Source organism: Streptococcus merionis DSM 19192, assembly GCF_000380085.1.
Classification (GTDB): Bacteria; Bacillota; Bacilli; order Lactobacillales; family Streptococcaceae; genus Streptococcus; species Streptococcus merionis.
Window position 1 is genome coordinate 61789 of record NZ_KB904558.1, and the last position, 21720, is coordinate 83508.

The 21720-nt window shown below is 43.0% G+C and carries 17 protein-coding genes and 1 pseudogene; 1 reads left to right on the forward strand and 17 read right to left on the reverse strand.

The annotated features are described in order from the left end of the window. Positions 1 to 131: 131 nt before the first annotated feature. From A3I5_RS12695 to A3I5_RS0109655, 17 genes and pseudogenes are all read right to left on the reverse strand, one after another. Complete coding sequence (locus A3I5_RS12695) at positions 132 to 332, reverse strand: LURP-one-related/scramblase family protein (protein WP_018374387.1); 201 nt, start codon at positions 330 to 332, stop codon at positions 132 to 134. 66 nt (positions 333 to 398) lie between these two features. Beyond that, positions 399 to 776 (reverse strand): annotated as a pseudogene (locus tag A3I5_RS11940) (LURP-one-related/scramblase family protein); the annotation flags it as partial. A gap of 230 nt (positions 777 to 1006) precedes the next feature. Beyond that, a complete protein-coding gene (locus A3I5_RS0109585; protein ID WP_018374389.1) occupies positions 1007 to 1969 on the reverse strand; it encodes a peptidylprolyl isomerase in 963 nt (320 codons plus the stop codon). Between the two features lie 69 nt (positions 1970 to 2038). Beyond that, positions 2039 to 2746, reverse strand: a complete 708-nt coding sequence (locus A3I5_RS0109590; RefSeq protein ID WP_040834832.1) for an O-methyltransferase — start codon at positions 2744 to 2746, stop codon at positions 2039 to 2041. 187 nt (positions 2747 to 2933) lie between these two features. Beyond that, on the reverse strand, positions 2934 to 5243 hold the full coding sequence (locus tag A3I5_RS0109595; protein WP_018374391.1) for a G5 domain-containing protein: 2310 nt from the start codon (positions 5241 to 5243) through the stop codon (positions 2934 to 2936). Between the two features lie 352 nt (positions 5244 to 5595). Next, positions 5596 to 6105: a GNAT family N-acetyltransferase gene (locus tag A3I5_RS0109600; RefSeq protein WP_018374392.1), complete on the reverse strand. Its 510-nt coding sequence runs from the start codon at positions 6103 to 6105 to the stop codon at positions 5596 to 5598. A 1-nt stretch (position 6106) separates the two neighbouring features. After that, positions 6107 to 6622, reverse strand: coding sequence for a GNAT family N-acetyltransferase (locus tag A3I5_RS0109605; protein WP_018374393.1), 516 nt, complete (start codon positions 6620 to 6622; stop codon positions 6107 to 6109). A gap of 198 nt (positions 6623 to 6820) precedes the next feature. Further along, on the reverse strand, positions 6821 to 8620 hold the full coding sequence (gene pepF / locus A3I5_RS0109610; protein WP_018374394.1) for an oligoendopeptidase F: 1800 nt from the start codon (positions 8618 to 8620) through the stop codon (positions 6821 to 6823). A gap of 194 nt (positions 8621 to 8814) precedes the next feature. Beyond that, on the reverse strand, positions 8815 to 9774 hold the full coding sequence (locus tag A3I5_RS0109615) for a competence protein CoiA (protein WP_018374395.1): 960 nt from the start codon (positions 9772 to 9774) through the stop codon (positions 8815 to 8817). A gap of 103 nt (positions 9775 to 9877) precedes the next feature. Further along, on the reverse strand, positions 9878 to 12418 hold the full coding sequence (locus tag A3I5_RS0109620; protein ID WP_018374396.1) for a M1 family metallopeptidase: 2541 nt from the start codon (positions 12416 to 12418) through the stop codon (positions 9878 to 9880). 255 nt (positions 12419 to 12673) lie between these two features. Continuing rightward, positions 12674 to 13792 carry an aminotransferase gene (locus tag A3I5_RS0109625; RefSeq protein WP_018374397.1) on the reverse strand — a complete coding sequence of 373 codons (1119 nt, stop codon included), beginning with the start codon at positions 13790 to 13792 and terminating at the stop codon, positions 12674 to 12676. Between the two features lie 136 nt (positions 13793 to 13928). After that, positions 13929 to 15338 carry an arginine-ornithine antiporter gene (gene arcD, locus A3I5_RS0109630; protein ID WP_018374398.1) on the reverse strand — a complete coding sequence of 470 codons (1410 nt, stop codon included), beginning with the start codon at positions 15336 to 15338 and terminating at the stop codon, positions 13929 to 13931. Between the two features lie 25 nt (positions 15339 to 15363). Next, entirely contained in the window at positions 15364 to 16311 is a 948-nt protein-coding gene (gene arcC / locus A3I5_RS0109635; RefSeq protein ID WP_018374399.1) for a carbamate kinase, read from the reverse strand. Positions 16312 to 16847: 536 nt separating this feature from the next. After that, complete coding sequence (argF, locus tag A3I5_RS0109640) at positions 16848 to 17861, reverse strand: ornithine carbamoyltransferase (RefSeq protein WP_018374400.1); 1014 nt, start codon at positions 17859 to 17861, stop codon at positions 16848 to 16850. Continuing rightward, the gene (locus tag A3I5_RS0109645; RefSeq protein WP_026217030.1) at positions 17861 to 18304 is read right to left on the reverse strand and encodes a GNAT family N-acetyltransferase; all 444 of its coding nucleotides are present in this window, start codon (positions 18302 to 18304) and stop codon (positions 17861 to 17863) included. Before A3I5_RS0109645 ends, argF begins: the two co-directional genes overlap by 1 nt. Positions 18305 to 18309: 5 nt before the next feature. Continuing rightward, positions 18310 to 19542 carry an arginine deiminase gene (arcA, locus tag A3I5_RS0109650; protein ID WP_018374402.1) on the reverse strand — a complete coding sequence of 411 codons (1233 nt, stop codon included), beginning with the start codon at positions 19540 to 19542 and terminating at the stop codon, positions 18310 to 18312. A gap of 285 nt (positions 19543 to 19827) precedes the next feature. Continuing rightward, positions 19828 to 20508: a Crp/Fnr family transcriptional regulator gene (locus tag A3I5_RS0109655; RefSeq protein WP_018374403.1), complete on the reverse strand. Its 681-nt coding sequence runs from the start codon at positions 20506 to 20508 to the stop codon at positions 19828 to 19830. A gap of 197 nt (positions 20509 to 20705) precedes the next feature. Here A3I5_RS0109655 and A3I5_RS0109660 point away from each other — a divergent pair, with 197 nt between their 5' ends. Continuing rightward, the gene (locus A3I5_RS0109660) at positions 20706 to 21179 is read left to right on the forward strand and encodes an arginine repressor (RefSeq protein ID WP_018374404.1); all 474 of its coding nucleotides are present in this window, start codon (positions 20706 to 20708) and stop codon (positions 21177 to 21179) included. The last annotated feature ends 541 nt before the right edge of the window (positions 21180 to 21720 follow it).

Genomic DNA, 21720 nt, shown 5'->3' on the forward strand with positions numbered 1-21720 from the left:
GAAATCCTTCGAAAGCATGAGAAAACTTTTAAGCCTCTAGGGAGTTTTTCAGTTACAGTTTTTAGTTTTATACATAATCTTCAGAGATTACAAACTTTTGGGGTTAGAGCAGAGCCATCATGGCTATCTGTCTAGTGTGATGATGTCGAAGAGTTAGCTGCAATGGCTTCCTGCTCCTTGACGTAATCAATAGCGATGACGAGAGAAATGACTAGATCCGCATAACTGTCTTCGGAGAGGCTGGTATAAAAGTAATCGGTCTCGTTTCTTTTGTAGTTTAAACAGATTGACGCAGTAGTTGTCTGGGTTGTAAAATACTGATAATTCACCATTCTACAACCCTAGCCAACTTTGCGGGGGTGAGACGACGAAGTCAATTATGACTTCTCTCTCACTCCCATACGCAACCATTCCTGACGGATTTTGGCAACGGTCTGCCCTACTTGCTTAAGCGTAAAGTTCATATCCCAGAAATCACCCTGAACCGTCATGCCAAGGCCTGAAATCGTATATTTAGGCTTAAAGAAGGTCCATTCTTTTTTGATCGTAAATCTCTGCCCAGTCGCCAAAGTCACTGTAAACTGAGGCAAGAAAGTCAGGATTTTCTTCTCGATTTTACTGACTAGTCTACCTTGCGTGTCTGCAATCGTAAAGGTCTTCGGAATCTGGAAAAAGCTTCCAGTGACTTCATAGGCTGGTAGACCTAGTTCATCTTTAATGGTGAATTTCCCACCTAAAGCCCACATTTTTTGCTTGATTTCAAAATATTTTGCCATAAGAACCTCCCTAAGACAAGAAGAAGCCCATCAAACGAAGGGCGAAAACCGCGGTACCACCTTCATTCGATGAACTTGTCATCCTCGTTGAGCCAAAGCTCAGCTATAAAAAGTGCAGAAGCACTTATTGTCAAACAAGTAGCAACATCCGCTCAGCAAAGATGGCTCGCACTAACCGCCACTTCCCTGAATTTGCTTTAAGAGGGAGGATTCTTGTTTGTTGATCTTCATCATTCAGAAGTTGATGATGACGTCTCTGTCTTGTCGGTCTTGGTGTATTGCGAAAGAAGACCTTGGAAGGCTTGATCTTTAACTTTCACATTGGCTGCTTGAAGTTCATCAGAAACAACGCCTGTGATAAAGGTTGCATCAGCTTTTTTCTGAGCCAAGATCGCTTTTTTCAACGTATCCTGATAATCTTTCCAGTTATCAGACTTCTCTGTTTTTTCGTTAAGTTTAACCACATAATAGCTGGTTGCATAAGTTTGAGGATCAACGACAGTCACCACAGACTCTCCAACTTTACCTGCTTCAAGAGCGAAAATAGCCTTTTGCAATTGGGCTGGAATGTCAGTAGAGGTAGAATCAAAAGTGACATTTCCCCCTTTTTCTTTAGTGGCAGTGTCTATCGAATTGTCCTTAGCTAATTGAGCAAAATCAGCACCCTCGGCCTTAGCTTTTTCAAGGACTTCGTTAGCTTTTGCTTCGTCTGCCAACTTGATGATTTGAGCTTTCACTTCAGGTGTATAAGCATCGTAAGCTGCTTTGTAAGCTTCATCAGTCAATTCTTTTTCGGCTGCTTGAGATACTGCATACTCTACCAATTTATTGGTGCGGATTTGAGACCTATAGCTCTCCTCGGTCATACCGGCTGATGACAGAGCTTTAGCAAAGTTATCACCATATCGCTTCGCACTTTCCTCGTAAGCCTTTTGAACCTCTTCATCGGTCACCTTTGAGCCATATTTAGCTTCAAAGATAGAGGTGATGACTTGTTCGAGAAGAACTTGTTGAGCGGCCTTATTGTTTTTGACCACATCATAAAATTCTGAAACGGTGATGGTATCACCTTTCATCGTAATGATGTCTGAATCTGCGTTTGTTTTTGAAGTCACTGATAAGGTTGCTACTGAAGCAATGACTGCTGTCGCAATCAAGGCAATACCAGTGCCGACAATAGATTTTCTATTCATAGAATTCGTTTACTCCTTCTTTAAAATTAGCTTGTCTATTATACCATAAAACCTTGAAGAATACTTAAATTAGTCTGGCAGAATGATATTTTCTGCTTTTTTTCGAATCATGAGCAGGCCATCGCCAAGCGGGACAAGGCTTGCTGTTAGGTCAGGATGGTCAAGAGTCGCCTCAAAAAGCGCTTGAAGTCCCTTATAAATAGCGCGTTGCCCTCGCTTGATTTCTGAAAAATCCAACGCCACGTCGCCACCTTGGAAGACATCGTCGATGATAATAACTCCTCCGACCTTGGTTCGCTTGAGAATCTCAGGCAAGAAGACAATGTACTTAGACTTGGCCGAATCCATAAAGACCAAATCATAACTGTCTTTTAAAGTCGGCAGGACTTCCATGGCATCACCCTCTAGCAGAGTCACCTGGTGTCGCCTATCATACTGGGCAAAATTTGCCTTGGCTAGTCCAATCATCTCAGGATTGCGGTCGATGGTTGTAATATTGGCATTTGGCGCATGATGAGCCATGAGAAGTGCTGAAAAGCCGATGGCTGTACCGATTTCCAAAATCATCTCAGGCGCTAAACTCTCAATCAGGATACGAAAATAGGCGACTGTCTCATGAGGAATGATGGGAATATTGTGCTCTTTAGCAAAGCTCTCTAAAACTGCCAGATCATCTGTCACAGGAGCCTGACGCTGACGCATGAAGTCTACTATTTCCTGCTTGACCACGGGCCGTCTCATATTAGGGTTTGCGTGTTGACTATATGTTTCTACCATGACGCTATTCTACCACAAAAAGTAGAGAAAACCTAGTCTGACGAAGTAGCCACTCTCTATATAATTAAGTTTAAGTCAAAAACGAATTTTCTTTATCACTCCTCGGATAAAAGGGGATTGAACAGACTGTCCCATCCCCTTTTACATGTATACGCTAAGAGCGTTCTTGCGCTCTTTTGGACTCATGCTAGTCTCTTCTTCTCTTGGATTTGATGGTCAAGAGACCACCTGTCAGAAGGAAACTGCCTAAGAGGGAGAGAAGAGAGGTCGCTTCGTTGGTCTGTGGCAATTCTTTGCGCTCTTTCTGCTCTGTCATTGGCTGGGTGTTTGAGCCAGTAAGCTTGTCAGATGAAGCACTTGGCGTTTTAGCTGACTGGTCTGGAATTTTATTTCCGAGACCGGTGTCCGCAGGTGCCTTTTCTGACTTCATGTCTGGCTTAGCCTTTGTACCGCTGTCCTTTTCTGGAGTTTTCGGCATTGGAGTAGGATTTAGCGTTTGAGTGGTTTCTTTGGTTCCGATTTCGATGACTGTATCAACGGCTGGTTTGGTGATCAACTCATTGATCTTTTCACGCTTGGTTTCTACGCCATCTACGGTGACAACCGCATAGGTAATCACTTTTTCACCGTTTTGCCCAGCAACAAGGGTACGGGTCTTGCCTTTTTCCAAATTGGCATTTTCAATTTTTTTCGTGCCATGCAATATGACTTGGGTTTCTTTGACCTCAGACTTGACGATTACTGGGCGTTTTTTCGTGCCATATTCCACCACTTGATCAACCGCTGGGGTCTGAACTTGTGTGGAAACCTTTTCTTTCTTGGTTGGCGCGCCATTTACCTTGGTAATCTTATAAGTGACAAAGGCTGTACCATTTTGCCCTTTAGTCACTACGTTTTCCAAGCCTTCAAATAACTCTGGATTCGCCCTACGGATCGTCTTAAACGGAAGGACTTCAGCTTCGACGATATGCTCAACCTTTGGTTGTTGTGGAATTTCCTTTTCTTTAGGTTGTGTGTTATCTGGCTCTTTTGGTGTTGGAGCTTCTTCACCCTTGTCTGGGGAATCATTTGGAGCTGGATTTTCAGCTTTTGGATCGTCTTTTGGTGCTTGGGAATCGTTCTGCTCTGGTTTGTTTTCTGGGATTTGTTCGTCCTGTTTTGGAGCGGACTCACCATTTTCTTTTGGAGATTCTGGGGCTAGCGGAACATCTTCTTTGTCCTTTGGTGTATCGTCTGGAGCTGGTGCTGGCTCAGGCTGACCATCATCTTCTTTTGGTGCCTCTGGAATCATTGGAGCAGTGCTTCCATCCTCTTTGGGGTGGTCATTTTGAGGTGGAGTTGGCAGTTTTGGCTGTTCTTCCTCAGGATTTGGTTGCTCTGGCTGATCCATCTCTGGGGATTCTGGATTGTTTTCTGGAGCTGGTTGCTCGTTTTCTTTTGGTTCTTCTGGAGATTCTGGATTTTCGTCCGTTTGAGGTGGTTGTGGAGGAGTGTCTTCTTTAGGTTCCATGCTCTCTGGCTCTTTTGGTGCTGGAGCTTCTTCACCCTTGTCCTCTGGAGAATCATTTTGTTCTGGTTTCTCCTCTGGGATTTCCTGTTTTGGAGTAGACTCACCGTTGTCTTTTGGAGATTCTGGGTTTAGCGGAGTAGAATCGTCTTTACCTTTTGAAGAATCGTCTGGAGCTGGCGTTTCAGCTTTTGGCTCATCTTTTGGAACAGGCGGATTCTCTTGGGGAGTGTCTTTCGGAGCCTCTGGGGTTTTGGGCGGGGTTTCTTCCTTTTCTTTTTGAGGATTCTCTGGCTGCTCATTGTCTTTTGGAGCTTCAGGTGTTTTTGGAGGATGTTCAGTTGGTACAACAGCCTTGACACGAACATAGCTATAACTAGGGGTTGTCATAGCCGCCAAAAAATAGAGTTCGTTAAATTGGAAATCTTTTTTCATATCTAAGCTAAATGTATAAGTATGCTTTGAAGTCAATACATCGCTGTATCCCACATAAAAAGATTTAAAATTCAAATCTTTTAAGGTACTCTTGTAATCTGTTTGTCCTCTATTTACAGCATCAATAATGCCATAAAGAACTCCTTGTGTCCCAGTATCTTTAAATGATTTATCGGTAGCTATAGTTTCATCTCTACCCTGAGTACTTTTTACACCAATCTCAGAGAACGATACAGCATTAGCTGGTAAAAACATATACACACGAGAAAGAAACCAAGTCCAGTTTTCCTCGCTAGGATTGAATGTAACTACAAAATTTACCTTGTTGGTTGTCTTATCATATGTCGCTTTAATATCAACAGATTTACTAACTTTAGACGGATCTTCCCCATAAGCTAAGGGAATGATACGGCTCGGATCAAGAGGGACTTGCTCTTCTGCTTTTGCCGTCTCAACAGCAGGTACGGATGCTGCTTCCACAGCCTGAACAGCTGAAGCAGATAATAAAGCACCACACAGCAAGCATGTGGATAGGATAACTTTCTTAGATTGCATATTAAAATAGACCTTTCTGTAAACAGTGGTTAAACCTTATTCATTTTACCAGCCCAACCTGTACGGAACTATAAGATTATCTGTTTTTTTGGTAATTTTTCATCAGCGGCTAAGGTAAGCCGTTTGCCTAACTATTTCTGCTATTTTCTAGGAATTTCTTGCACTTTTTTCTAACCAATTTTAGAAACTAATATCTGTTGATCATCAAAAAGTTCGAAAGTAAAAAACGAACGCGTGAACTCCTTTACTTTAAAGAAACACAATCGTTCGTTTTTTGTTATTTATCGTTAGGAAAACTGTCGCCTGAATTCAAGTTTTAGACTTGTGGGTGTTCGTCTAAAAAGACAGGCTTTTATAACTGAACCCAGTAACGAGCCAATTTTTTATTATTTTCTAGCGTTATGATATTTTCGAGTTGTCCGCCAGCTTTTTCAATGGTTTTACGACTGGCAAGATTGTCTTTATTCGCCGTAATCAGGACCTCCAAAATGCCCCGTTCACGGTAGCGTTCAAGGGCAAAGGCCAATAGTTCGGTCATGATTCCCTGCCTGCGAAAAGCTGGTGAAGTGACATAGCCGATGTGACCTCCGACCATTGCCAAATCGCCCTTGTCTAATTCCCAACGACAGCCGACACGGCCTGCGATTTGTCCATCTTTAAAAGCATAATAATTAGTCGAGGTGGACCAATCTGGATTGTCCGTCTCGGTCTCTTGACGCTTAGAACGCTCTACAAAAGCTGCAAACTGACCTGCTTCTAGCTGTTTAACTTGGATAAAGGGATTTCCTTCTTCCGCCAATAAAGCTTGAAAGTCATGGTAAGCTTTTTCGTCTCTCAGTTCAATCGTTCTAATTTCTAGCATTTCACTCTCCTGTTTTTAGCCAGTATCTGGCAACGGTGACTTCTTGGTTTTGATATGTGATAGGAATCAGCCCCTCTTCTACTGCTCCTAATTTTTTTAACAAGGTACGGCTAGCATGATTAGCTTCAAGGACTGTCAGCAAAATCTGCTTTTCTCCACGCTTAGCAAAGACTTTTCTAGCAAATTGGAGCAATTCTTGAGCGAAGCCTTGACGACGATAGGGCTTGGCAACCTTGTAACCAACATGACCTAATTCATTGATTACTGGCTTGTCCGAATCCCAGAAGCAGTCAACTTGACCAACTATAGTCCCATTGTAAAAGCCATAAAAATGTGTCAGACGTGACATTCCCTCTTGGGGTGCCTGCTTGGTATAGAGCGCAGCTTTTTCCAAAAAATCTTGAAAATCTTCGACAACATAAATCTCCAGAAAGGGATTGTCCTCTACCAGCAAGGCCTGCTGGTAATCAAAAAAAGCCTGCTCATCCTGAAGCGAAAGTGGTCTGATTTCTAGCATGCTGACACCTCTCTATGATTTTCCCCATGATAGCACAAAAAGGAGTGGGACGCAATCGGTATTCAAAGAAACCGCTGTTATCGTCTCACCCCTACACAAGACTGATGAGCTTGTGAAGTCATAAACGACAAGCCCATCAGCTACTGCGAAAAGTTACACAAGATTGAGGGGCGCTTTGCCCCTAACTCTCATGTGTTTTTACTCTTTCAACTTAGACACCAAGGCTTCTAACTCATCCAGACGGCGTTCAAAAACTTTGAAAGCATCGTTGAGGTAGTCTTCTTTGGTCATGTCAACACCTGCTTTTTGCATGACATTGATCGGATAATCTGAGCTACCTGCGCTGAGATAGCTGATGTACTTGTCCTTGTCTTCCTGAGTTCCATTCACGATTTTCTCTGCGAGAGCTGTCGCTGCTGCAAATCCTGTGGAATATTGGAAAACGTAGAAATCATAATAGAAATGCGGAATCCGAGCCCATTCGTACTGAATTTGCGGATTGTCTTCCTTGGCAAGTCCATAGTATTTCTCATTGAGGTCTGCGTAAAGCGAATTGAGGTACTCGCTGGTTAGGACTTCGCCTTTCTGATCAGCCAGATGAATGGCCTGTTCAAACTCTGCAAACTGGGTCTGACGGAAAATAGTTCCACGGAAACCATCCAGATAGTTGTTCAAAATCGCAAAGCGGGTCGCGTCATCTTCAACTTCGTTGAGCAAGTGTTCGGTCAAGATATTTTCATTGGTCGTTGAGGCAATCTCAGCTAGGAAAATCGAGTAATCGCCATAGACGTAAGGTTGATTTTCACGAGTATAGCTAGAGTGCATGGAGTGACCAGTCTCATGAACCAATGTGTAAAGGTTATTGAGAGTATCCTGCCAGTTGAGCAACATGAAGGCATTGGTGTCGTATGAACCGCCTGAGTAGGCACCCGAACGCTTACCAGCATTTTCATGAACATCAATCCAGCGATTCTTAAAGGCTGTCTTGACACGGTTGAGGTAATCCTCACCCAAGATGGCCAAGGCTTCTTCTGATTTAACGAGGGCTTCTTCATAGGTATAGGCGACATCGGTCTCAGCCAGCGAGGTATACATATCGTACATCTTAAGATCATCTAAGCCCAAAACTTCCTTGCGGAGCTTGATGTAACGGTGAAGCAGCGGCAGATGCTTATTAACCGCAGACACGAGCGTGTCATAGACTGCTTCTGGCACAAAGTTACGAGCCAAGGCAGCTTCGCGCGCACTAGCATAATGACGCAGGGTCGCGTTGAGGTTATGGGTTTTGACAGTCGTCTGCAAGGTCTTGGCAAAGACATGCTGGAATTGCTTGTAGGTTGCATACATAGCCTCATAGGCACCTTTACGAACCTCACGATCCTTAGACTCAACAATGGTGATGTAGTTCCCGTGTGAGAGCTGAACCTCTTCGCCCTTTTCATTTTTAACATTTGGAAATTCTAGGTCTGCGTTGTTGAGGATCGAGAAGGTTTCAGAGCCTGCAGACAAGACTTCACTGGCAGCGGCTAGAATAGCTTCTTCTGATTTTGACAGTACATGCGGACGGTTTTGGAACAATTTTTCAAAATAATGGGCATAGGCTTCAAGACCTGGTGCAGCCTTGACAAACTGAGCGTAAGTCTCATCAGAGATTTCCAGCAACTCTGGCTCAAAGAAAGCAAAGACTTGACTGAATTTAGCATAAGCACTAGTCGCTTTAGCCTGAAATTCTTGGTATTTAGCCTCGCGAGTGTCTTGGTCATTCTTCATGCTAGCATAGACATAAAGCTTTTCAATCCGACGCATGAGGGCGAGCTGAGCGTCTGTCACCGCTAAAAGGGCTTGTCCAGATTCAGAAAGCGTCCCTTCAAAAGCCTTCGCTTCATCAAGAGCTGTCATAATCTCAGCTAATTCTGCTTCCCAAGCCTCATCTGTCGCAAAAACGGTAGACAGATCCCAAGTGTATTTTTCATCGATTTCGTTTCTATTTTTTACCATGTGTAAAATCCTCCGTGGAGACTATTTTACCATAAAAAGTGAAAAAGCACCTGATTTCTCGAATCTATCTTTTCTGTGATCAGGTATGGCCATTAACGCGTCGGCAATACTATCGCATATCACAGGGTAACGCTATTCGTCAGAACGATTGCCAGCCCAACTTTTTCTCTTACCCCTTGGGTTTACTTAATCATTCACATATCTCTAGTCATTCTTTCATAAAAGGCTGGCGAATAAAGCGTTTGGCGAGATTTATCCTCGAGATTTTCATAATACTTTTGAAAATGGGCGTAGTAAGCGCTCAGATCTTGTCGCACTTGCGTGAGATGCTTGCCCTTGACTGGCTGAATTTGTGGGTAAAAGTCAGCAAGACTTTGGGTCAGTAGATTGTCTCCTTGCGCATAACATTTTTCCTGCTTGGCCAGCCATTTAGGGTTACGATAGTAGAGCTGTTGAGCAATGTAGTCTATAATCTTAGCGTCCATCTTCCCCTGAAAATGAGCAAGTTCTTGCTGCTTAAATGGTGTTCTAAGACAGTCCAGCAAGTTCTGCTCCTCAAAAGGAAATTCCTCCGTCAGGTGCTGAATCTTGCCATGCAGATCTTCGTGAATCAGGTATTTAAGACGTAAAATGGCTTTTTGCTCGTCCAATTCCCAGAGATGAAAGCCACGATTCTGGCTAAAGTAGATAAAGTGACGCTGGAGAGTGGTCAAGCTGTCCTTGAGCCAGAGCTTACGCCCCAAGAGCCAGAGAACTTCTAAGCCAGCGCTGTGATAACTCTTTGTCCGCTCACGCAGTCGCTCTACAGACAAATGCGAGCATTGTACCTCCAAAGCGATTCTGCCACTAAGCATGAGATCAGCTATTTGCCCCAACTCTGGCAGGCAATGCTCCAAGCTAATCTGATCTATCTGTGACTTTCTTGCCCACCGATAAAGTTGTCCCTTGAGATTGAGATGCTCGGCTGATTCATTTTCTGTGAAGAATTGGCATTGCGCCAAAGTAGCATGAGCAAAGTGAGGACGATTGATCTTGCCTTTTTTAAAACGAACCTGACTTTGGCAACCTGGGCAAGCAAACGGCGCCTGATCAGGTGTCACTTTATCACTAACAGTATTAACCAAGCGCCCAAAGCGATTCACTGCAACTAACATAAATCACCTCCAACTCTTTTATTCGTAGAAAAAAGGAAAAAGAGAGCGGGACAAGACTACCATGACTCATAGCTGTCTGTTCCACTCTCTTTCTTCAATTAACTTACACTGCTTCTTCAATCGCTGCATGGACAGCTGATTTTTGGCGTTCAATGAGGTCAACTCGAGCAGCGATTTCCTTGATGCCCATAGAGATATTACGGCTGATGGCCATATCATCTAGTTGAGGCTCAAAGAAAGCTTTAAACTCATCCAAGCGCTCCTTAGTTTTGAACATCATAGCTGGGTAGATGACAAACTTGTCAAAGCTCATGTCGCCACCGAGGGCTGATTTGATCCAGTCCCAATTCTCACGCGCCCATGCCCAGACATACTTCTGAGTGAACGGACGGCTGAGCAAGAAGGCATACCACATAGACAAATCCTGCGGCTTGATGATGTCCTTATTCTTGAAGCTTTCTAAAATACGGGCAACAGTTGTTTCGCACTTGCTTTGTGCTAACGCTAGAGCCAAATCGCGACGGAAGTTATTGTCATTCGTTGCTACATAGGCTTTTAGATATTGTTCAACCAAGTCATCTGTTTCAGCTGTTTTCAGCTGATTACGCAGGACCTCGCCACGTAAGCTGGCTGGAAGTTTGCTCAGATCATCCTTGTGAATTTCAAAGAGCTCGCTAGCCTTAGCAACCGCCTCGGCATGGTCTGCGTAAAGCAGATTAGACAAGACAATTTCACGAGTCATTTCGTCTTCGTCAGACTCACCAGCAACTTTTTCAAAACCAAGACGGGCATAGTCTGCGCCAAAGATATTAATCAATAACTCTTTGTACTTGGATTCAATAGCAGAGCCTTCATCGACAAAACGGTCTAAACCTGTACCAATTTGGCTGATCCCAGCGGCTACCATGTAGGATTTCTCACCTGTCAGTTCAGCTATTAGACCGACCAAGTCACCGTAAGAAATTTGTCCTGCTTCAGCTAAAAGACGGCGCTCTTGCAAAATCTGATGCACTGTGACAGCATCCAAATCTGGCAATGCTTTAAGAATATTTTCCAAAAGCTGTCCTTGGTAGTTGGTGATGTAATGAGCAGTATTTTCAGTGTTGAGACGTAGAGCATTGCTATTGTCTGCAGCTAAACCGTCAAAGTTAGCAATGGTCATACTCTCACTAGACAAGGTGTCTGGTAATCCAGCCCAATTGCTATTAAGCGGGATTTCCCAAAGGCGTCCTTTATTCTCGTGCTCCCCAATGAAGAATTGCTCTTGGCTTAGCTTGAGAGCACCATCTTCAACGTTGGCAGATACTACTGGGTAACCCGGTTGTTCCAACCAAGAGTCCATAAAGCTAGCAACATCCTTACCAGAGGTCTGGCTGAGAGCTTCCCAAAGATCATGACCAACCGTGCTGCCATACTGGTGCTTTTCAAAGTAAATCTTGAGACCAGCCGCAAAGGCTTCATTGCCCAGCCAACGGCGGAGCATATGCATAAGGCGGCTCCCCTTAGCGTAGACAATCGCAGGGTCAAAGAGGGTATTGATCTCATCAGGATGGTTGACTTCAACGTGTACTGATTGCACACCATCTGTCGCATCTCGTTTAAGAGCTGCTGGGCAACCAGTCGTTTGGAAGTCTTCCATGATGTTCCAGCTTGGCTCGATAGCATCAATTGCCACGTATTCCATCATGTTCGCAAAGCTTTCATTGAGCCAAAGATCGTCCCACCATTTCATGGTAACGAGATTTCCGAACCACTGGTGAGCAAGTTCGTGAGCAATGACTAATGCCACCTGCTGACGGCTGGACACACTTGAATTTTCATCAACCAAAAGATAGATTTCACGGTAGGTAATCAATCCCCAATTTTCCATGGCCCCTGATGAAAAGTCAGGGTGAGCCAACTGGTAGGAGAGCGGAATAGGGTATTTCACCCCGAAATAGTCCTCGTAGAAATCAATGACCCTAACAGCGATATCAAGGGCAAAATCCAGAGATGATGCAGGGTGAGCCTTGGTCGCAAAGATTCCTACTTCAGTACCACCCTTGGCCTTAGCTTTCTTGGACTGCAAATCTCCCAAACCAAAGGCAAGCAGATAAGACGACATGCGTGGGGTCGTGTCAAAAGTCCAAACACCTGTTTCTTTGCGGTGTTCAACCTTGATTTCAGGCATGTTGGACAGAACAATCTCTCCCTCTTCCTGATCAAATGTCACAGAGAAATCAAAGGTGGCCTTAGCTTCTGGCTCGTCCACACATGGAAAGGCTTCACGGGCAAAATGGCTCTCAAACTGAGTAGCAATCACTTCTTTTTTCACACCGTCAACAGTGTAGTAAGATGGGTAGATCCCTGTCATATTGTCCGTGATGTTTCCAGCAAACATCACTGTCAAGGCCACATCACCAGTCCGTCCAACCGCGATGTGCACTGCTTCATTGGCATCATCTTTGGTAAAATTCAAGGATTTCCCTTCTAAAGTCACCGAAAGAATTTCCAAATCGTGTTGGTGGAGGGAAATCTGCTCCTTGAGCGCTTCTCCTGTGATAGTCACACGACCAGAGAAGGTCTTGCTGCTGCGGTTAATGTCCAAGAAAAGGTCATAGTTTTCAGGAACAAAAGTTTCAATTAAACGTTTTACAGCTGTCATAAAAGCTCCTTTTAAAATTAAGTATGATTAAATCAATCGTCTTTCTTATTGTACCACATTTTGAAAAAATGGTAATAAAAAGATCGGTTCTCACATGGCAAATGTACGAAAAATTGCACCTATCCTAGCTTTTGATAAGTGCAATTTTAAAAAATAATTTCATAGCTTTTTTGAAAGAACTATTGGATTTTCTCTCAACAAGAGGTATGTATACCACAATTTCAGCGACTGCATTTAGCTACGAAATACAGAGCCTTAATCATACGCTCGCAGAAATTCTGATAATTTTTCAAGACCTTTTTCCAGAACTTCCGTCTGGCAACAATAGCCAAGTCTAGCATAACCTGGCATGTCAAAACGATTGCCTGGAACCAACAGGACTCCTTTTTCCTTAAGCAGGCGAATGCAAAACGTTTCTGTTTCTTCTGGCACGTCTAGCTTGATAAAAGAAGTTGATACATGACGAGGGAAGATCAGCGACACTCGCGCCTCCTTAGCCACCCAATTTTTCACAATTTCCAGATTTCGGCTAACAATCTCCTGATTACGCTTGAGGATGGTTTTTCGATGTTTGAGAACATAGGTCGTGATAAAATCGTCAAAAACACCCGCACAAATCATGGTATAGTCACGATATTTCCTGAAACGATTAGCCAAGTCATCGTTAGAGACGACCCACCCTACTCGAACACCTGGTACTGAGTAAGTTTTTGACAGGCTGTTTGTCGAAATTCCCCTGTCATAAAGATCCACGATAGCAGGCACATCAAGTCCATTTTCCAACGGTTTGTAGACCTCATCGGATAGGATATAAGCACTAACCTTACTAGCAATGGCGACCAATCCTTCTAAGAAAACTTTGTCCATAACAGCCCCTGTTGGGTTATTGGCATTGTTAATGCAGATCATCTTGGTATTGGAGCGAATCAGCTGACGCAATTCATCCAAAGATGGTAACCAATTGTCCTTCTCATGAGTCCGCCACAGCGTTACCTCAGCTCCGAAAGACCTCGGAATATCATAGAGCTGCTGATAGGTCGGATAAAGTGAGATGACATGATCTCCTGGCTCAATCAGGCTGTATAGAGCTAGAAAGTTTGCGCCTGTCGCACCATTGGTCTGCAAAATCTGGCTTGGCCGCACTGTCGTATAGAGTTTAGCAACCTCTTCCTTAAACTCAGGAGATCCCTCTATCCAACCGTAGTCCATCTTTTTAGCAAGGAGAATCTCCATCAGCTCCTCACGACCAGCTGGATTCAAGTCCAAAATCTCATCGAGAGTCATAGAAGCTATAGAGCTCCCAGCGATATCGTAAATCGTATCCTTTTCCCAAATGTTCAGCCATTCTTCCACGCCAAATGCATTAATATCCATAAGTCTCTCCTTTCCAGATCAACATCTATTCGTTCTGAATTTCCTGATGCAAATGGCAGGAAGAAGGTGACATTCAGATTATCGCACCTACTCCTGCCATTTTGGTATTTGGTAAACAAATATATCAATTTGTGCACTAAAGCGCAATCTGTCCAGTCGCCAATCGATATAAAGCAAGAACTGCACCGGCTACTAATAGCCCTAGTAAGATCCGTTCAGTCTGAGAGAAGACCTTCTTGACACCTTTTTGTTTGCGGGCTTGGATATAAAAGAAAATCCCAACCAAGTAAGCAATCAAACAAAGTAAGAAGTAATCGATTCCTGATGCCCAAATGACCCAGATAAAGAAAGCTGAGCCTATGATACCAAGAAGCAACTGGCCTGTGTCTTTTAGATCACTTGATAACTTGACCTGATAAAGCACCACGTAAAGCCATGAAATAAACATCGCTGCTGTACAGAGTGAGAAAGCAAACTGATAAGCCGATTCCGTAAAGAGCAAGGTAAACATGAAAGCTTGGGTCAAAGCGGTCATAAAGAACAATGAATACGTTGGAACCCCCTTGTCATTTAAGTCTCCAAATTTGCTTGGTAACAATTCTCGCTGAGCCATAATGAGCGTGGTCTCAGCTGGAAGCATGGTCCAAGACAGCCAAGCACCAAAAATAGAGACGATGAGCGCGATATTGACCACAACTGGAAACCACGAACCGACATTGCTTGCCAAAACATAACCCATGGCTGGACTTGGTAGTTCAACAATCTGCTCTTGGCGCATTATTCCATAAGGTAGGATAGAAGCCGCAATATAGACGACTAAAAGTCCAATTAGCCCTAAAACTGTTGATTTACCAACGATTTGGCGACTGCTAGCGCGGTCTGACATCATTGCAGCGCCTTCAATACCGACAAACACCCACATGATGACCATCATCGAATTTTGAACTTGGCTTACGACACTTGACCATTCAAAACCACCTGAAGCAGTTCCCCAGAAATTAGCCGTAAACGTATCTAAATCAAAGAACAAGCAGGCCAAAATAATATAAAGAGCTAGTGGTAATAACTTACAAAGTGTGATGATGGTGTTGAGTGCAGCAGCACTTTCAACGCCACGATTAACTAAGAAATAAAGTCCCCAAAGAACGACCGATGCTACCAATATCGATAAGAGGTTACTACCATCTTCAAAAGCTGGGATAAAGCGACCTACCGTTTTCATCATCATAGTGGCAAAGGCAACGTTACCAAGCCAAGCCGATAGCCAATATCCCCAACCACTGATAAAACCATTGAAGGGGCCAAAACCATCCTCAGCATAGCTGACAATCCCTGATAACTCAGGTTTCTTATTTCCAATATTAACAATGGATAAACAAAGCGTTAAAACCCCTAAACCTGCGATTAGCCATGCCACTAAGGCACTACCTGGTGCTGCCGCATCAGCCATGTCAGTTGGTATTGCAAATATCCCTGATCCAATTGACGAGCTGATAATTAAAGCCGTTAAGGCAATAATACCTAATTTTTTAGGCTCTGTTGACATATAATCTCCTCCCCCTTAAACCAGACTATCCTTTTTCAATAATCGTTCCGCTTTCTGAAGCAATCAATGCTCCAAGATTTTCAAGGGAAGTGATAACTGCCTTGGATTCTGGTTTGTTATTAACAAAAGCCATCGCTGCTTGAACCTTGGGAAGCATGGAGCCTGGTGCAAACTGATCCTGCTTGATATACTCTTCTAGTTCTGCGACAGTAACGCGCTCCAACTTCGCTTGGTCTGGCTTGTTATAATTCACAAAGACATAATCCACACCAGTCAAGACAATAAAGAGATCCGCATCAACCAATTCAGCCAAGGTTTGTGAAGCAAAATCTTTGTCAATAACTGCTTCAACGCCTGTCAAATAGCCATTGTCCTCCTGAATCACAGGAATACCACCACCACCTGCAGCAACGACCACAGAGCCTGCATTTAGCAACGTACGGATGGTACCAATTTCTTTTATTCCCACAGGTTTTGGTGAAGCAACCACTTTGCGCCAACCACGTCCAGCATCTTCTTTGAAGGTCGCACCTGTCTTCTCCGCCTCAACCCTAGCTTCTTCTTCCGTGTAGAACGGTCCAATTGGCTTAGTTAAGTTTTCAAAAGCAGGATCTTTCTTATCAACAATAACCTGAGTCACAACAGATGCTACTTCCTTTTCAATGCCTTCATCCAAAAGAGCATTTTGGAGGGCATTTTGCAACCAAAAACCAATAGAGCCTTCCGTCATAGCTACCAAAGAATCCAGCGGAAAGGCAGGATTCTTCTCAGAATCAGCTGCTAGATTTTGAAGCAAGAGATTCCCAACTTGAGGGCCATTGCCGTGAGTGATGATGAGATCATCACCATTTTTAATAAGCTTGACGAGGTGTTTAGCAGTGTCTTCAAGAGCTTTCTGCTGTGCTTGAGCGCTAGGATCGCTTGAAAGAATAGCATTCCCTCCAAGAGCAACAACAATTTTACGATTAGACATATAACAAAATCTCCTTATAAATAAGATATGAGGCCGTTAAAAAATCCGATGAAAAATGAGAAAACAGACGACAAGTCTCTGGACTTGAGGAAGTTTTCGAATTTTATCAAGGATTTTAGGCCGAATTCAATTCTAAGATATGAGGCCGTTAAAAAATCCGATGAAAAATGAGAAAACAGACGACAAGTCTCTGGACTTGAGGAAGTTTTTGAATTTTATCGAGGATTTTAGGCCGAATTCAGTTATTAAGATATGAGAGTATTTTAGCCCGAATTCCATTCCAAGATACAAAGGGTGTTCAAAAATGCGATGGAAAATGGCGGTAAGTCAGCCATCTTTGATGGCGTCGACGCACCCCGGCCAAGACGATTAGGATTTTCACAGATGAAATCAATGGAAATCCAGACAACTACTGATTTTCAAAGAGTATGACCGATCACGCTGTTCATCTTGGCATATCACCTTTTTGGGAACACGAAAGGGCTGGGCCTCAGCCAGTCCAGCCCCTTAACGCGGTATGGTCGATTAGCAATACTTTAAACTTTTGGAATGAAAAGGTTTCCGAGTGTCGCTGCCATCACAGCTTTGATCGTGTGCATGCGATTTTCTGCTTGGTCAAAATGACGGGCATACTTGCTACGGAAGACTTCATCTGTCACTTCCATTTCTTTGACACCAAATTTTTCAGCAACATCTTTACCATAGACTGTATTTGTGTCGTGGAAAGCTGGCAAACAGTGCAAGAAGATCACATCATCATTGCCTGTTTTCTTCACCAAATCCATGTTGACTTGGAATGGTGTCAACATCTTCACACGTTCTTCAAACTTATCTTCTTCACCCATTGATACCCAAACGTCTGTATAGAGAACGTCTGCTCCCTTAACGGCTTCATCTGCATTATCCGTGATGAGGATTTGAGCACCTGATTCTTTGGCAAATTTTTCAGCAAAATCAACCACATCTTGTTCTGGGAAGAGTTCTTTTGGTGAGAAAATATGGACGTTAACCCCAAGAATAGCACCTGTCACAAGAAGAGAATTTGCCACATTGTTGCGGCCATCACCACAATAAACCAAGGTCAAACCTTCCAGTTTACCGAAGTTTTCTTTAACAGTCAGATAGTCTGCTAACATTTGGGTTGGATGCCATTCATCTGTCAAGCCATTCCATACAGGCACGCCTGAAAACTCGGCCAATTCTTCAACCATGCGTTGACTAAAACCACGGAATTCAATCCCATCAAACATACGGCCGAGAACCTTAGCCGTGTCTTCTGTGGACTCTTTTTTGCCCAGTTGGATATCATTAGCACCGAGATACTCTGGATGAGCACCCAGATCAATAGCTGCTGTTGTAAAGGCTGCACGAGTACGGGTAGATGTTTTTTCAAACAAGAGGGCAATGTTCTTACCTTCTAAATAGTGGTGCGGAATACCACGTTTTTTCAAATCTTTTAAGTGAGCTGAAAAATCAATCAGATACTCCAACTCAGCACGAGTGAAATCTTTTTCTGCGAGGAAACTACGTCCTTGGAATACTTGTGTCATTAATACTGTTCTCCTTCTAAATATTTTTCTAACGATTGGCAGGGTTCACCGTCTTCTTCGTAGATTGAACTAAATGGCTTATAGCCGATTTTCTCATAAAACGCTCTGGCAGTCAGTTCACTGTGAATAACGAGATGCTCAAATCCCTCATCACGAGCATATTGCTCTAAAGCTTGAATAATCTGAGCACCATAGCCTTTGCTGCGCTCATCTTTAAGGGTGGCCACCCGTGTCAAACGAGCCTGTTTTTCACCCTGAGGCAGGAAACGTGCCGTTGACACTGGCATTTGGTCTCGGTAGAGCACTGCATAGATTATTCCTTTTTCATCATTTTGGTCAAATTCATCTTCCGCTGCAATGCCTTTTTCAAGCACAAAGACAGTGTAGCGGATGAAGAGACTCGCAGCCCGAAGATAGGGCTCACAGCCGATTTTCATGGTCATCATTTTTACAAATCTTCACGCACGAATGGCATTGACATACAACGTGGCCCACCACGACCCCGAACCAACTCGCTTCCGCCAATTTTAATCAAGCGTAGCCCTTTAGATTCCAAAATAGCGTTGGTAATGGTGTTACGCTTGTAAACCACAACCACACCTGGTGCGATGGTTAAAGTATTTGAGCCATCGTTCCATTGTTCACGACCAGCTGCAACAGTATTGTCACCACCACAACGAATCAAGTCAACTTTTTCAACACCGAGGTTTGCTGCCAAAAGCTCTGCCAAATCACCTTTTTCTTCCACGATATGAAGAGCTTCATTTTCGTAAGTCACTGAGTAAACGCGCAGATCTCCTTCAATCTCTGGGTGAATGGTGAACTTGTCATAGTCAACCATGGTAAAGACGGTATCCAAGTGCATGAATTTACGATTATTAGCAAATTCAAAGGCTAACACTTTCTTGAATCCGAGATTTTCTTTGAAGATGTTCACTAAGAGTTTTTCAATAGAAGCTGCATCTGTCCGCTGTGAGATACCAACTGCTAACACATCTTTTGACAGAACCAGCTCATCTCCACCTTCGATACGAGTGGTTTCATCACGGTCGTAAACCAAAGGCACTTTGCCACCGTATTCAGGGTGATAGGTGAAAATATATTTCCCATAGAGTGTTTCACGGTTACGGGTGTCAGCATACATATGGTTGAGAGAGACACCATTGCCAATCGTTGCAAACGGATCGCGCGTGAAATAAAGATTTGGCATCGGATCGATAGCAAATGGGTAGTTAGACTCTACCAAGTCTGTCAAGCCCTTTTCATCTGCTGGAACTTCTGGCAATTCAGATTTCTGAATACCGGCCATTGTTTTGTCAATCAACTCACGATTATCGTCAATTGAAAGCAAAAGTTGACGAATGGCTTTCTTTGTTGCACGACCACGGATATTCGCTTCTTCTAGGTATTCGTCTACGAATTGCTCTTTTAATTCAGGAGATGTCAGCGATTCAGCAGCCAAGTCTTCTAAATAGAGAACTTCTACACCCTCATCACGCAGAGCTTGTGCAAAAGCGTCGTGCTCTTTTTGAGCATCTTCGAGGAAAGGAATATCATCAAAGAGCAGGCGCTCCAAGTAGTCTGGCATCAGGTTTTCAATTTCCTTGCCTGGGCGGTGCAACATGACTTTCTTGAGTTTACCGATCTCAGAGAAAACATGAATGGGTTTAGTGTTTGACATAGGTGTTACTTCCTTTCTGTAACGTTAATCTTGTAGGGATTTTCCCTTGTTGACAACTTCATTTTAAGAAATTCCCAAAGAAGCTTTTTAAGCAATCTCGCAAATTATGTGTGAGCGTTTTCACGGGACCTTTCCCTTCTTTTTTTATTTATACAAATTTCACATCAGGAACTTGTTTCTCCCTTAATTTATACTAAAAAATTAATATTTATAAATTTATGATTTTATAAAAAAGATTGGCATAGACAACCATTGTAGCCATCTACACCAATCTCACCTGTTAATTTAATTCAAAAACTGTGAAAAATACTCTCTATCTAGAAAAGTGAGTCGTCTTCCTTTAAAGGCTAAAACCCCTTCTTTTTTCAATTGCTTAAAGACATGACTGACCGTTTCACGAGTCGTGCCACTCATATTAGCAACATCTATCGTCGTAATCCCAAAAGGAAGCGTATCTGTCCCTTCGCACATCTCATAGAGCAAGAAAGCCAATGACTGCGTGACCCTCACCGTGGCGCTGGAAACCACCAAATTTCGCAGTCGAATTTCATGTAATCTGAGCAAATTTGATAATTTTTGATAGAGCATCTTCATTTGTGCTGGATTTGTTAATGAAAATTTTTCAAACAACTCTAAGGGAAAGCTAATATATTCAAGCTCCGCCACAGCAGTCGCTGTAAAATGGTAATTCTCCTCTGTAAACAAATCTCCATACGGAAAAACTGTTTTTTGACGAACATAATCAGTATAGATAAATGAGCCTGTAATATCAAACTGCTCAATCTTAGCATAACCTGAAGTTAACAAAAACAGCCGATCTCGCTTATCCCCTTCAAAGAAAAGAATTTGTCCCTTTCGGACCTTTCTGAGCGTCATGGTAGCTACCAACTTGTCAAATTGTGCCATGGAGAAATATTTAAAATCATCCAAACCACGTAGCAGTTGGTACTGCTCTTTAGTAATCATCCGTAGTAAACCCCATTTTTTCTAAACTGTTATCCATAAACAGATTTTCCACATCAATACACCTCTATCTTACACTAAACTTTTACAATAAGCTAGCTTTTTGAAAAATTAATATAATTTTTCTTATCTTTTTATTTATGTTACAATAATGTTTATAAAGCATTAGAAAACGTTATCAAAGGAAATACAAGGTTACTATGAATAAAAAAGAGGCCCGACACCAACTTATTCGCTCTCTGATTACAGAGACGAGAATCCATACCCAGCAAGAGCTTCAAGAAGCCCTCAAGAAAAATGGTATCTCTGTCACTCAAGCAACTCTCTCAAGAGATATGAAAGATTTGCACTTGGTCAAGGTTTCTAATAACGAAGATGCTCACTATGAAATCCACAAAATTTCACCTAGTCGTTGGGAGCACCGCCTTCGTTTTTATATGGAAGATGCCCTGATCATGCTAAAACCCGTCCAAAATCAAGTTGTGCTAAAAACGTTGCCCGGCTTGGCCCAATCGTTTGGATCTATTTTAGATGCCATGCAAATTCCAGAAGTTGTGGCCACCGTTTGTGGCGATGATGTCTGTCTTATTATCTGTAATGATAATGAAGGGGCTATCAAATGTTTTGAAACCTTAAGCAATTATACCCCACCATTCTTTTTTAGCAATAAATAGGTAATACTCAAAGGAAACCATCTCCTGAATCAACATCTCTTACTCGTGAAGACAGGTTCTTATCTTTGAACACTATTACAGCTAATTTTGCGGATAATTGATTCGACAAGTTTTGAAAAAGAGACTGGGACAAACAGCCATGATGGCGTTGTCCACACCCAGATGTTCCACCTATGCGATAGCTGTCCAAGAGTTGCGAACATTGTAAGCAAACGATTGGAAACAGCGAACCGCTGAGTAGGGCTCTAAAAGTTGATTCATCAATGTATTAGAGCCCACTCAGCAGTGGCTCATTGGCGCTAAAGCGCCTAATAACCTGTGCAGGGGGTAAGACTAAGTTGGCATGGCCAACAAGTCTTACTCCCAACCACTGCGTCTTGCAAGGAAATTAGAAAAATAAGCGAGTCTGGGATTGTCCCAGACTCTTTTTGTCTATATTCAATTAAACCCTCTCCTTCAGAGGCACGCTAGATGATAAGTCCGCGCTTGAGAAATATTTATACGTAATCTTCAACGATTACATGTTTTGGAGGTGTGGGCG